The 13,025-nt window shown below is 59.4% G+C and carries 11 protein-coding genes; 5 read left to right on the top strand and 6 right to left on the bottom strand.

The features are described from left to right. Positions 1-2 precede the first annotated feature (2 nt). Positions 3-440, top strand: a complete 438-nt coding sequence (locus ACQY5P_RS00880; RefSeq protein WP_428408951.1) for an HIT family protein — start codon at positions 3-5, stop codon at positions 438-440. A 305-nt stretch (positions 441-745) separates the two neighbouring features. Here the strand turns inward: ACQY5P_RS00880 and ACQY5P_RS00875 are convergent, their stop codons facing one another. Then, positions 746-1,420 carry a hypothetical protein gene (locus ACQY5P_RS00875; protein ID WP_428408950.1) on the bottom strand — a complete coding sequence of 225 codons (675 nt, stop codon included), beginning with the start codon at positions 1,418-1,420 and terminating at the stop codon, positions 746-748. Between ACQY5P_RS00875 and ACQY5P_RS00870 the strand changes: the two genes are divergently transcribed. Genes ACQY5P_RS00870 through ACQY5P_RS00860 form a run of 3 tightly spaced genes read left to right on the top strand, consistent with a single transcriptional unit; the run spans position 1,419 to position 3,689 of the window. Next, a complete protein-coding gene (locus tag ACQY5P_RS00870; protein ID WP_428408949.1) occupies positions 1,419-1,586 on the top strand; it encodes a hypothetical protein in 168 nt (55 codons plus the stop codon). The two genes, ACQY5P_RS00875 and ACQY5P_RS00870, sit on opposite strands and share 2 nt — an antisense overlap. Next, the gene (locus tag ACQY5P_RS00865; RefSeq protein ID WP_428408948.1) at positions 1,579-2,844 is read left to right on the top strand and encodes a hypothetical protein; all 1,266 of its coding nucleotides are present in this window, start codon (positions 1,579-1,581) and stop codon (positions 2,842-2,844) included. The genes ACQY5P_RS00870 and ACQY5P_RS00865 overlap by 8 nt, the downstream gene beginning before the upstream one ends. Before the next feature lie 29 nt (positions 2,845-2,873). Continuing rightward, positions 2,874-3,689, top strand: a complete 816-nt coding sequence (locus ACQY5P_RS00860) for a hypothetical protein (protein ID WP_428408947.1) — start codon at positions 2,874-2,876, stop codon at positions 3,687-3,689. A 60-nt stretch (positions 3,690-3,749) separates the two neighbouring features. On the opposite strand, the gene clpA is transcribed toward ACQY5P_RS00860, so the two are convergent. The 3 genes from clpA to ACQY5P_RS00845 form a co-directional block, all read right to left on the bottom strand. Beyond that, positions 3,750-6,077 carry an ATP-dependent Clp protease ATP-binding subunit ClpA gene (gene clpA, locus ACQY5P_RS00855; RefSeq protein ID WP_428408946.1) on the bottom strand — a complete coding sequence of 776 codons (2,328 nt, stop codon included), beginning with the start codon at positions 6,075-6,077 and terminating at the stop codon, positions 3,750-3,752. Positions 6,078-6,080: 3 nt separating this feature from the next. Beyond that, a complete protein-coding gene (clpS, locus tag ACQY5P_RS00850; RefSeq protein ID WP_428408945.1) occupies positions 6,081-6,431 on the bottom strand; it encodes an ATP-dependent Clp protease adapter ClpS in 351 nt (116 codons plus the stop codon). Between the two features lie 226 nt (positions 6,432-6,657). Continuing rightward, entirely contained in the window at positions 6,658-7,095 is a 438-nt protein-coding gene (locus ACQY5P_RS00845; protein WP_428408944.1) for a phasin family protein, read from the bottom strand. A 362-nt stretch (positions 7,096-7,457) separates the two neighbouring features. Between ACQY5P_RS00845 and ACQY5P_RS00840 the strand changes: the two genes are divergently transcribed. Continuing rightward, a complete protein-coding gene (locus tag ACQY5P_RS00840) occupies positions 7,458-8,876 on the top strand; it encodes a D-alanyl-D-alanine carboxypeptidase (RefSeq protein WP_428408943.1) in 1,419 nt (472 codons plus the stop codon). Here ACQY5P_RS00840 and ACQY5P_RS00835 read toward each other — a convergent pair. Further along, on the bottom strand, positions 8,873-9,904 hold the full coding sequence (locus tag ACQY5P_RS00835; protein ID WP_428408942.1) for a phytase: 1,032 nt from the start codon (positions 9,902-9,904) through the stop codon (positions 8,873-8,875). The genes ACQY5P_RS00840 and ACQY5P_RS00835 overlap by 4 nt on opposite strands. Before the next feature lie 109 nt (positions 9,905-10,013). Beyond that, positions 10,014-13,004: a TonB-dependent receptor gene (locus ACQY5P_RS00830; protein WP_428408941.1), complete on the bottom strand. Its 2,991-nt coding sequence runs from the start codon at positions 13,002-13,004 to the stop codon at positions 10,014-10,016. Positions 13,005-13,025 lie beyond the last annotated feature (21 nt).

Below are 13,025 nucleotides of genomic sequence, written 5' to 3'. Positions count from 1 at the left end.
TTATGTCGCTCGAAGCAGAATACGATTCCGACAATATTTTCGCCAAGATCATCCGCGGCGAGATGCCGAGCGTCAAAATTCTGGAGACGGACAAAATCCTCGCGTTCATGGATGTTTTCCCGCAGAGCAAGGGACATTGCCTCGTCATCCACAAGCAAAGCGAGGCGGTGAATTTTCTCGATGTCGAGCCGGAGGCGCTGAACGAGCTGATCGCTGCGACTCAAGAGGTTGCGCGCGCCGTTCATTACGGCCTCAATCCCGACGGCATCCGCATTCTGCAATTCAGCGGATCACGCGCGGGCCAGACTGTCTTTCACCTGCATTTCCATGTGCTCCCTGTTTATGAAGGCGTCGTCGTCGCCGCCCATGCCAGCGGCAAGCCTGCAGATTTTGAAAGTCTCGAACCGATCGCAGCCAAGATTCGCGCAGCCTTCGCTTAACTGCATGTGATTTTATCTTGTCACTTTCCGCTCGCGCAGACGTGTTTTGTGCCCGCTGGAGCGCCGCGTTATTTTCACAAGTGCAGAGTTGCTTAGCCGTAAGCAGCCCCACGCCTTAGCATACGGCGCCGTCAAGCAGCTTCCGCAACGTTGACCCCTTTGCGTATCTCAAGCGTATTTTGCCCTTGTAAGTACAAAGCGACGTATTTTTTCATCGAAGACCCGCAGAAGCGCGCCGGATCCCCCTTGCCGCTAGGCGCGCTCCAAGAAAGGCCGCTGCGAACCCTTCCCTCGCGGCGGCCTTTTTAGTTCTGCGAAACGCTTTCCGGAAATTTGAAATCGCCCATGGGCGGAAATTGCTGGCGGTCGAAAGCCCAGTCCTTGAACGGCCCGTCGAGATCGACCCAATGTAAAAAGAGATGCGCCGACCACCGGTTGGGATTGGGCATAGTGCGGCCGTGACGGTAATTGCAGCCCTGATAGAGAATCGCATCGCCGGGATTGAGCATCACTTCCTTTGACGGCTCATCGCCGAAATCATTGGCCTTTTGCAGCTTGCAGGCGTCGGCGAACTCATAGCGTTGCTGACCGATTTCGAACGGCCACACGATGTCGTCGCTATAGCCGAGCAACATCGAAAGCGAATGCTCGCAGGACTCCCTGTCCGAATGCACCGTGCAGACGTCGCCTTTCTGATAAACCCGGAAATAAGCGTAGCTCGGCGCGAGCCGCCGGCCCGTGAGATCGACCATGCGCGAGGTCAGCCCCCAGTGAAGCCCCATGGTCGTGTGATGGCGGTAGCTGTAAAACTCATAGGCCGGCTTGGCGTTGACCCGCGGGGCCGACATGAACGCGTCCGATCGCTGGTTCACCTGCGCGCAGACAATGGCGAGGAAATGCTGCACCATGGGGGCCGGCGCGACGCCGGGAATCACGGCGTAACCGTTTGATTCATAGGATGATCTGAAATTTTCACTCATGGGGCTAAATTCTCCCATCGCCGGGGCGGGGTCAATCGTCCGGGCGTCCCGCGACGAAACGCCCCTCATCCGGGACGAACCGGTCTGTGCCGTGACGGCGGCGGCTGCGAGACTGTTCCCGACAGACGCCGACGGGATCGGACTGAAGGGGACGCACCATGAATAAGCTTATGATCGCCGCGATCGCGGCCGCAGCCAGCCTTGCCGCTCCCGCCATGGCGCAAGGCCTTTCCGGCTATCGCGCCGCCATGGAGCGCGCCGCAGCGGCGTTTCAGGCGGAGGACTGGGCCGCCCTCGATGCAGCGCTTTCCAATGCTCAAATCTCGGCCCCCGGCTCTCTTTACGTTTACCGGAACCGCATCCTCGCAAAAATGCTCAACGGCGAACCTGAAGAGGCGCTAGCCCTCGTCGAAAAAGCCGCCGACCAGGGGCTGACGCTGAACCTTGCCGGCCATCCCGCCTTTGACGACCTTAAGGCGCTCCCTGCATACGAAGCCATCGCCGCAAAGATGGAAGCGAACAGCGCCGCGCTGGGCGCGCCCTCCTCCATTCGCGAGTTCGGCGACACGGACCTCCTTCCCGAAGCGATCGCCTATGACCGCAAAGGCGCGCTCTATATCGGTTCGGTGCGCAGCGGCGCGATCCTGAGAGCCGGAAAGAAGGACGATGAACTTACATTGATCTCTCACGCGTCAGGCGGCGTTTTCGACATCGAGATCCGCGGCGACCGGCTTTGGGCGGCGGTGAACAACCAGCTCGCCTATGAGAAAGCAGGCGCAGAAGACGCGTTTGCATCGGTCATGGCTTTCAACGCAAAGTCCGGCGCGCCGGTCCGCGAGGTCAGGGTCGCGGAGCCCGACGCCATGCTCGGCGATCTCGAAGTCGCGAAAGACGGAACCGTCTACGCCAGCGATTCCATCACGCCGCGCATCTTCCGCATGGCGCCGGACGGCGAGACGCTCGACGTCTTTTCCGGCGATCCGCGCTTTGCAAATCCGCAAGGCATCGCGCTCGATGAAAAGGCGGGCAAACTTTATATGGCCGATTATCTCGCCGGACTGTTCGTGATCGACACGGCGACCGGCGACGTGACGCAACTCCGCAATGACGCCGACGCCTGGATCGGCGGGATTGACGGTCTCTATCTCTATGGGGCCGGTCTTATCGGCATCCAGAACGGATCAACGCCCCAGCGGATCGTCTATATGGGCCTCAATGACGACAGGACGGCGATTACGAGCTTCATCACCATGCACCGCAGTCTCAACGGCTGGAACGAGCCCACCCATGGCGCGGTCGCGGGCAAGGAGTTCCGCTATATCGCCACTTCCAACTGGCCGTCCTATGGCGATAACGGGGCGGTGAAGGACGAACCGGCGCTTCAACCCTTGCGCATCATGACGCTGCCGCTTGAATCGAAGTAAGATCGCGCGCTGAAAAGAGGCGCGCTTCCGTGATCGAGATTACCGCAGGAAAATTTAAAGCTGTTCTGGCGCCGGAGCTTGGCGGCGCCGTCATGTCGCTTGAGCACGGCGGCGTAAACATCTTCCGACCCGCTGCCTCGCGCGACGCCGTCGCCGCCGATCCCCGGGAGGCAGCCTGCTATCCTTGCGTTCCGTGGTTCAGCCGGCTCCATGGCGGCCTCGATTTCGGCGGGGGCCATTACGATCTCGCGCCGACCTTGCCCGCCTGCGATCCCGAGCACGCGCTGCATGGACACGGCTGGGTCAATCCTTGGCATGTGACGGAGCAGAGCGATAACCGTCTCGCCTGCCGTTACGATCACGCGCCTGGACCGGGCCTTTTTCCGTTCAATTTTTCCGCCACACAGGAATTTGCGCTTTCAACTGATGAATTTCGCATTGTTCTGGCAGTGATCAATAATGACGACAGCCCCATGCCGGCGGGGCTCGGCCTGCACCCGTTCTTCCAGGACAAGAAAACCAGCGAACTCAATTTCACGGAATATTGCGGGCAGCCGAAACTTCCATCAGGCCTTAGAGCGCCGGAAAAAATCGAACATCGCGGACCGTTTCCCGACGATCCTGTCGACTACACCATCAAGCGCTGGGACGGGACCGCCGAGATCGTCCATGACAGCCTGCATATTGCGATGACCAGCAATGCGCGCATCCTTCATCTCTATTCGCCCGAGGATGCGGATTTTTATTGCGCCGAGCCGGTCACCCACTGGCCGGGCTATTTCGGCGAGGATGTTCTCGCTCCGGGAGAAAGCATGGAGCTGTTTCTGTCGTTGAAAATCGATTGAAGTATTAGCAAAAACGCCGGGCGCTTGGCCCGGCGTTTTTATATTTAATAAGGCTTTCGCCTATTGCATCAGGGCCGGGACTGTAGAGCCGTCGCCGCCGTCTTTCGGCTTGTCGGCTTTTTCCGGGTCCGGAAGATATTCGAAGTCGAGCTTGGTTTTGTCGTCTGCATTCACCAGCACGCGGACGATGCCGCCGTCTTTCAGGGCGCCGAAGAGAATTTCATCAGCGATCGGCTTTTTCACATGTTCCTGAATGACGCGGGCAAGCGGGCGCGCGCCCATCTCGTCATCGAAGCCTTTTTCAGCAAGCCAGCGCGTCGCCTCATCCGTGAGTTCGAAAGTGACGCCGCGGTCGGCGAGCTGCGCCTCGAGCTGAAGCACGAACTTCTCGACGATGCGGTCGATGATCGCCGGCGAAAGACCGGCGAAATTGATGATCGCATCGAGACGGTTGCGGAATTCCGGCGTGAACATCCGCTTGATCGCCGCATCGGTCTCGTCATGCTTCTTGCCGCCGGCGAAACCGATGGCGAATTTCGCCGCATCGGACGCGCCCGCATTGGTCGTCATGATGATGATGACATTGCGGAAATCGACCTTGCGGCCATTAGCGTCGGTGAGCTGGCCGTTGTCCATCACCTGCAGGAGAATGTTGAATATCTCCGGATGCGCTTTCTCGATCTCGTCGAGGAGAAGAACGCAGTGCGGGTGCTGGTCGATGGCGTCGGTCAACAGACCGCCCTGATCGAAGCCCACATAACCCGGCGGCGCGCCGATGAGACGCGACACGGTATGCCGCTCCATATATTCCGACATGTCGAAGCGGACGAGTTCGACGCCCATGACAAAGCCGAGCTGTTTGGCGACTTCGGTCTTGCCGACGCCGGTGGGGCCGGCGAAGAGATAAGAGCCGATGGGCTTGTTCGGTTCGCGAAGACCTGCACGGCTCAGCTTGATCGCGGCGGCGAGCTGCTCGATGGCTTCGTCCTGGCCGAAGACCACGCGGCGCAGATCCTCGCCGAGCTTCGCAAGGCGCTCCGTATCGGATTTGGAGACGGATTTGGGCGGGATGCGCGCCATCTTCGCAACCACTTCCTCGATTTCCGGCTCGCCGATGATTTTCGCCCGTTTGTCGGCGGGGAACAGCATCTGCCGCGCGCCCGCCTCGTCGATGACGTCGATGGCTTTGTCGGGCAGCTTGCGGTCGGTCATATATTTCGACGACAGCTCCGCCGCGGCGACAATCGCCTCATCGGTGTATTTGATCTTGTGATGCTCTTCGAAATAGGGCTTCAGCCCGGTGAGGATCTTGATCGTGTCTTCTTTCGTCGGCTCGACGACGTCGATCTTCTGGAACCGGCGGGCGAGCGCGCGGTCCTTTTCGAAATGCTGGCGATACTCCTTATAGGTCGTCGATCCCATGCAGCGCAGCGCGCCCGATTGCAGCGCCGGCTTCAAGAGGTTCGACGCATCCATGGCGCCGCCGGAGGTGGCCCCGGCGCCGATTACCGTGTGAATCTCATCGATGAAGAGAATGGCGTCTTCATGGTCTTCAAGTTCTTTCAGGACCGCCTTGATGCGTTCCTCGAAATCGCCGCGATAGCGCGTGCCGGCGAGCAGCGCGCCCATGTCGAGCGCATAGATGGTGGAGTTGGCCAGCACTTCCGGCACTTCCTCATCGACGATCTTGAGCGCGAGACCTTCGGCGATGGCGGTCTTGCCGACGCCGGGATCGCCGACCAGCAGCGGGTTGTTCTTGCGGCGGCGGCACAGCACCTGGATCGAGCGCTCAACTTCCGAATCGCGCCCGATCAAAGGATCGATCTTGCCCGAGCGCGCCTTGGCGTTGAGATCGACGCAATAGGCGTCGAGCGCGCTTTCCTTCTGGTTCTGTCCGGCTTCCGCTTCCTCGCTGGCGCCGCGCGGCGTTTTCGGCTGGCTTTCGCCGGGACGTTTGGCGATGCCGTGAGAAATGTAATTCACCGCATCGAACCGGCTCATATCCTGCGCCTGCAGGAAATGCGCGGCATGCGATTCCCGTTCTGCAAAAAGCGCGACCAAGACGTTGGCGCCCGTCACTTCCTCGCGGCCCGACGACTGAACATGAATGACCGCGCGCTGAATGACGCGCTGGAAACTGGCGGTTGGCTTCGCCTGCTCGCCGTTTTCGAGTTTCAGATTGGCGAGCTCGTTCTCGATGAATTCGTAAAGCTGGCGGCGCAAAAGATCGACATCGACATTACAAGCGCGCATCACCGCCGCCGCATCGCGGTCGTCGGTCAGCGCAAGAAGAAGATGTTCGAGGGTTGCAAGCTCGTGATCGCGTTCCGTCGCAAGCGCAATCGCGCTGTGCAGACTTTCGTCAAGGCTCCTGCTGAACGACGCCATACCCTACTCCCGTTCCATAGTACATTGCAGCGGATGTTGGTTGCGGCGCGACAGCTCCATCACCTGCGCCACCTTGGTCTCCGCGATTTCATAAGTATAAACGCCGCAGACGCCGATGCCGGACTGATGCACATGCAGCATGATGCGCACCGCCTCCTCCGCGTCCTTTTTGAAAACAGCCTGAAGCAGCCAGACCACGAATTCCTGGGGCGTGTAGTCGTCATTAAGCAGGAGAACCTTATAGAGCGAAGGCCGCTTGGTTTTGGGGGCGGTCTTGGCGACAACGCCGACACCCTGCCCGGGCCCGTTTTGGCCCGGTCCGTTCTCCTGATCGTTTTCGTTGTCTTCAGCCATGGTCCTCTTAGTTTCCTCGCGTGCGCCGCGCTTGGCAACAGGCGGCGCCCGCATCGCACTATTAGATAAGTAATCCCCTCCAGTTGAAAAGAAGCAAATTTTTCCCGCCGCCGGAAAGTTAACAAACGGCGAACGGGAAAAAGACGACCGGGCAAAAAAAAGAGCCCGGCGATACGCACCGGGCTCTTCACGCAACAGTGATACTAAAGAACGGGTTCGGTACGCGTTACGGACGGAACGACTGAATCTTTTCGACGAGCGCGGAATAGCGCTCTGTCAGCGGCTCGACCGTGTCTTTCGCCGTAGCGGCCCAAATATCGGCCACCTTGTTGATTTGGCCGAGATTTTTCTCAACGGAGGTTTTCACGAAATCGCTGTTGAGTTCGATCGCCTCTTGAAGGGTTTTTGCAGCCGACGCGGCTTTCGCCGTGGCGACGGTTTCTTCGAAAGCGGCTTTGGAGAAAGACGCATGTTCCGACGTCAGCCTTTCCATGCCTTTCGTGAAAGCGCCGGCCGAAGCCATGAGCGCGTTCAGCGACTCTTTTTGGAAATCAGCGAAAGATGACACGCCTTCCGCAAATTTTTCGTAGCCTTCCTTGAAGGATTCCGGGCTGAAAGCTTTCATGTCGAAGGCATCAGCGGCGGTCTTGGCGGCAGCAGCCATAATAGTCTCCTTGGCGAATCAGCCCTAAATGCTTGATTCAATTAGAATTAGGCGAAAAATCGCCTCGTTGTGCACTGCAACATAGTAGTGGTCTCGGTTCCCGTCAAGGGCTTTTGTTGCATCGCACAATTTTTGTTTGGGGTGTAATCGTAAAACTTTCGTTAACGCTCCGTTTACCGCGTTGAGCCATGATCCGTTCCGCCGCGATACATGCGGCACGGCGTTTGCTCCCAGGCGGGGACGGTCGGCTTGTCAGGACGTTCTCGCATCTGGGAAAATTTTTGGGCGAAAAAACGCTGAATTTTCGGGGGCGGCGACTTCCGTATATTGAAAAGCGCGATGAGATGGGCGAGGCTCGTTGTATGTTGATGGGGTTGCGTAGCGTATCGATTTGGGTCGCAGCGCTGTTTCTTGCGCTAATTGGCTTTGCCGCACCGGCGGCCGCCAATTCCAAATACGCCGCCTATGTTGTTCACGCTGATTCGGGCGACGTCCTGTTCGACCGCTACTCGACCGGAACCCGGTACCCCGCCTCCTTAACCAAGATGATGACCCTCTATCTCCTGTTCGACGAACTGGAGGCTGGACGGCTCTCTCTCGACTCCAAGATCTCCGTTTCTGCGCACGCCGCCGGGCAGCCGCCGTCTAAACTCGGCGTCACCAGCGGTTCGACCATCGATGTCGAAACCGCCATCGAAGCGCTGGTGGTGAAGTCCGCAAACGATGTCGCCGCTGCGGTCGCCGAACAAATCTCCGGCTCCGAATGGCGTTTCGCGCAAAAGATGACCGCCAAGGCGCGCGAACTCGGCATGTACAACACGACCTTCCGCAACGCGTCGGGCCTGCCGAATTCAAAACAGGTGACGACGGCGCGGGACATGGCGACGCTCGGCCGGCGCCTTATTCAGGATCACGAAAAATATTTCCCCTATTTCTCCGTGCAGAGCTTTGAGTGGGACGGCCGCACCTATCGCACCCACAACGCGCTAGTGAAGACGTTCCAAGGCGCTGACGGCCTTAAAACCGGCTACACACGCCGCTCCGGCTTCAACCTCGTGACGTCCGCAACCCGCGACGGCAACCGTCTCATTGGCGTTGTTCTCGGCGGCCGATCCTCGGCGACGCGCGACGCGCATATGCGCGAGATCCTGACTAACGCCTACGCCCAGATCGAAAAACGTCCGCTGCTGATTTCCTCCCTGCACCGGGAAACGCCTTCGCCGCGCCTCAAGCCGACGCTTGTCGCCGCACTCGCCGAAAAGAACGCCGTCCCCACTATCGCCGCCAACGAAGACATGCGCGCCGAAATCCTGACCGCCGCCGCTGCGGTAAGCGCGCCTGACGCGGGCGCCGACAGCATCGCCGTCCTGATCGCCAAGGCCGACCCCCAGGCAGATCCGGACGATTTCAACGAGTTCGAACGCACCCGCCTCGCCTCTTTCGATCCTGAAGGCGATCTCGTGGGACAGGGCGATACGGAGAGCCTCGCCGAGTACGCCTGGAGCATTCAGATCGGCGCCTACTCCACGAAGGAGATGGCCCAGCGCGAACTTGAGGCGGCTGTGATGAAATCCGGCATGAAGGATCGCGAGCGCATCGTCCTCCCGACGCCCATGGATGGCGGCAAGACTCTGTACCGCGCGCGCATTACAAGGCTTTCGGAAATCGAGGCGGCTGCGGGGTGCGAAACCCTTAAAGACAAAAAGATTTCCTGCTTCGTCGTTTCGGATGGCGGCCTTTCAGCAGGCGCTTCCGCCGTCGCGAAAAGCAGCGGACGTTAATTCGCAGCGCCCGCTTCCGCCGCCTCGATCACGGCGGCGATCCCCCGCCAATCGACAATCTTAAAGTTCTGCGGCGAGCCTTTGGGGGCGTTGAAGCCGTCCTGGGCGATGAAAACGCCATTGGGGAATGCGTCGCCGAAATTCGCCGATGACGCTTCGATGCCGTCGGTCTCCTCGGACCCGTCGATCACCTCGCCCGGCGCCACCGAAAAGCGCGTCACGAAATCATTGCCGCCTTCGCGCCGGTAGACGGCGTAGCTGTTGTTGCCCTGCGACGAGGCGATAAGATAGCCCTTCCCCGCGCCGGTCTTGTAGAGCGCCAGCCCTTCGACATCTGCGGCGACGCCGCTGGGTCCGGCAACGGCGTCGATCAGCGCCGGCGCCGCGAAGGCTTCGCCGTCAAAGCCGGCTTTCCATACGCCCCGATTTTCCTCGCCAATATAAAGAAAGCCGGTCTCGTCATCGAAGACACAGCCTTCAAGCTGACTTTCGAGCTTCACCCGCGCGGCTTCCTCGCCGCCGCCGGGACCGGCGAGGCGGTAAGCAATGAGATCGCCTGTCTTGTAGGCGACGAAGGCGAACACTCCCCCGCTCCAGACGCCCATGCAGAGGCCATAAGGCTCTTCGATCAGGGATGGAAACGACCCGGTTTCGGAAACCGCGCCGTCCTCGATCACAAACAGCGTCACCGAATTATCCGTGCGGTTCGACGCAGCGGCGATGTCGCCGGACCAGCCGCCGATTTTCACGTTCTGTCGCAGATCCACATTGTTGAGCTCGCCCGAGGGCAGGAACTGAACGACCGCGCCGGAGAAGTCGTAAACATAAAGTCCCGCCTGCTTGTCCGTGCCTAGAATGAGGCTCGCCGACGGATCGGCGGCGTTGACCCAGATCGCCGGATCGTCCGCCGCATCATCGACCGATTTCACCGGCTCGGTTTCAGCGACGGCGAAAACCGCCGGCGTCTGAGGCCCGGAAGCACAGGCGACAGCGAGCGCGGCGATGGAAATGGCGGCGGCGGTTCTCATGGGCGATCCTCAAAAAACAAACGGCGGCGGACCTTTAACGCGGCCGCCGCCGCTACTCAACAATCCTCTTTCGCGGGGACTAAAGCGAAACGCAGAGGAACTTTTTAACTTAGTATGTGAACGACACGCCGAACTTCGCCGACCAGCCATACTCTTCGAATTGTGAGTTCAACTCGCCAAAAGCGGGGCTGCGCACGAAGGCGACGAAAGGTTCGTTATTCACGTTCTTGAACTCGGTGAAAAACTGGAACTGGTCAGTCACGCGGTATTTCGCCGAGATATCAATCTGAAGGTGATCGGCGACGATCCGGTCAATGTCGTCCCCGTTCTCGTCTTGCTGGAGCGCCAGCTCATCGAGATACTCATCGCGATAGGTTGCGGCGAAGCGAATATCGATCGGACCTTTTTCGTAGCCGAGAATGCCCGTCGCCACATGGTCCGATTGCCCCGGAATGCTGATCTTGCGGCCGTCGATAAGCGTCGCTTCACTATCTACAAAGGTATAATTCGCGCCGATGATGAACCCATCGAGCGGACCCGGCAGAAAGTCGAGCGGCTGCTGATAGTTCAATTCCACGCCGAAAATAGACGCATCCGGCACGTTGATGAAGGTTTGCACCTGATCGAAATCGACGCCGAAGAACTCGCCCGACGCGTTGACCGACGTAATCAGGTTGGAGATATCCTTGTAGAAGACGCCGGCGGAAAGGACAGACTTGTTGCCGGGATACCATTCAAGCGACGCATCGAAATTGTGCGCGCGCTGGCGTTCCAGATCGGGATTTCCCGCCTCGCCCTCGCGCTCGACCTCAACGTCATCGCCGACCGCGTCGCCATCAAGTTCACCGCCTTCTTCAACGAGGATGCGCGGCGCAGCCTGTTCCAGGTTCGGGCGAACGATCGTCTTGTAGTAGCCAAGGCGGAAAACGACTTCGTCGGTCACATCGTAGCGAATGTTCACGCTCGGCAGCCAGTCCGTGTAGGACTTGCTGACATCAACCGCCTGAGCGTAGACACGCGCGACCTCAAGCACGGTGACGTCATCGCCGTCATCATATTCAAACTCGAAGTCTTCCGCGGCAAGGCTTCCTGCAGGGGCTGCGGGAATGAGCGTTTCCGGATCCAAAGAGCCGGTGACGTCGCCATTAATCTCAGCCTCAAATTCCTGAAGGGCGAGATTGAAGCCGCTGGCGTCATATTCCGTGTGCTCAACGCGCACGCCGGCAACGACGCTGACATTCCCGAACTGGCGCTGCGCCATCACATAGCCAGCATAGACGTCTTCATTGGCGATGTAGTTGGCGCCCGTCGATTCCAGCGCCGTGTCGATTTCGTTCAGCTCGAACATATCGATGTTGGAGAATAAGAAGTCGCGGAACGAACTCGGGTCCACGACCGGATTGATGCGGTCAAGATCATAGTCGACATCAGTCATGAACTGGGAGAGCAACAGATCGTCGTCGCCATCCCAGCCGTCATAAACCTCGAGATCTAGATCATAGGACTTCTCGCGCAGGCGGACCTTGCCGCCGGTTTTGATGTAGCCCGGCGCACCAAAGAGATCGACATCCACTTTCAGGTTCGCCTGGAACGCCAGCTCATCATCTTTGGCGATGCCGTTGGTGCGCTCGATGCTGTCGAATTCGTAATTGTCCGCGTCAAAATACGCCGCCTCTGCATCGGCATCCGGGAAAGCGAGCGCGGGGCGAAGCGTGTCGCTTACATCAACGCCAAAGAGGCCCTCATCAAACTCGCCGCGGAAGCCGCCGTCGAGGCGCTCCGGCTCGCTTTCCTCAGCGTAGGAATAAGAACCGGAAACATCGAAAGTGACAGCGTCCTTGGAAAACTCGGCGCCGCTGACAAAGGAATAGATCAGCTGATCTTCGTAACGGTCCTTGATGTCGCGGTCGACTTCAAACGGATCGTCATCGGCTGCGTCGAACACGGCGATGTCGCCGCTGCTGTTGGCGTCGTCGAAAGACGGATCGCCGAACTTGTTCTCCACGCGCGAGCGATATTCCTGGTCCGAGAAATCGGAATAAAGGCCATGAGCGAACAGCAGAAGATTGTCGGTCGCCTGGAAGTCGAGATTAAGGCCGGCGGAGAAACGCTCGCGCGTCACCTGATAATCGCGCAGCTCAAGCTCTTCCGGGTAGATGACAGCTTCGTCGAGAATCCACTCGCCGTCATTTTCCTTGTTTTCGGAACCGAATTTCCGTTTCTGCCAGGCGGCCGTCGCGGCAACCCCAAGGCGGCCATCAAGGAAGTTGTTGGCGAAGGCGCCGGAATAGCGCTGGCCGAACTCATCGACCTGGTTGGTGTAGATGCCGGCGGCTTTCAGTTTCAGGAAAAGGTCTTTCTGATCGAGGCCGGAGAGCGTCGAAATTTCCACATTGCCGCCAATAGAGTCGCCGTCGACGTCCGGCGTCAGCGATTTTGTGATCGTGATGCTGGAGAGAATGTCGGAGTCGATGACGTCGAGCGGCACCTGGCGCTGATCGGCGTCTGGAGACGGCAGGCGCACGCCGTTGACCGTCGTCGTCACGAAGTTCGGGTTGGCGCCGCGGATGGAGACGTAGCGGCCTTCGCCCTGGTCGTTCTGGATGTTGACGCCGGCGGCGCGGCGGGCGGCCTCCGCGACGTTTTCATCGGGAAGCTGTCCGATGGCGTCGGAAGAAAGAACGGTGATGACCTTGTCGGAGGCTTTCTGCTGGCTGAGCGCCGAATTGAGCGCGCCGCGCTGGCCCACCACCAGCACGTTGTCGATGACGGCGACATCCTCGCCGAGCGCAATGTTCTGACGCACTACGGCAGCATCGCTGGGCACCGAGACGCTGACCGTTTCGGAGTCTGCGCCGACATAAGTCACGACAAGCGTGTAATTCCCCGCCGGGACATTGCTGAGGCGATACTGGCCGGCGCGATCCGTCGCTGCCGATTCACCGGTTTCGGCGATGCGCACAACGGCGCCTTCTAAAGAGACCGAGCCGGACTGATCGCTGACCCGGCCTTCGATAACGCCGGCGAACGCCGGGAGCGGCGCAGCGATAGCCACAACAAGAACGGAAGCCGCCGAAGCGGACAGGAGAGAACGGTTCATGAATTGCCCCACCAATGGAAT

Origin of the sequence: Hyphococcus sp. (assembly GCF_965267305.1) — a bacterium.
Lineage (GTDB): Bacteria > Pseudomonadota > Alphaproteobacteria > Caulobacterales > Parvularculaceae > Hyphococcus.
The sequence above is the reverse complement of the archived record's forward strand: the minus strand, read 5'-3'. Positions and strand labels throughout refer to the sequence as shown.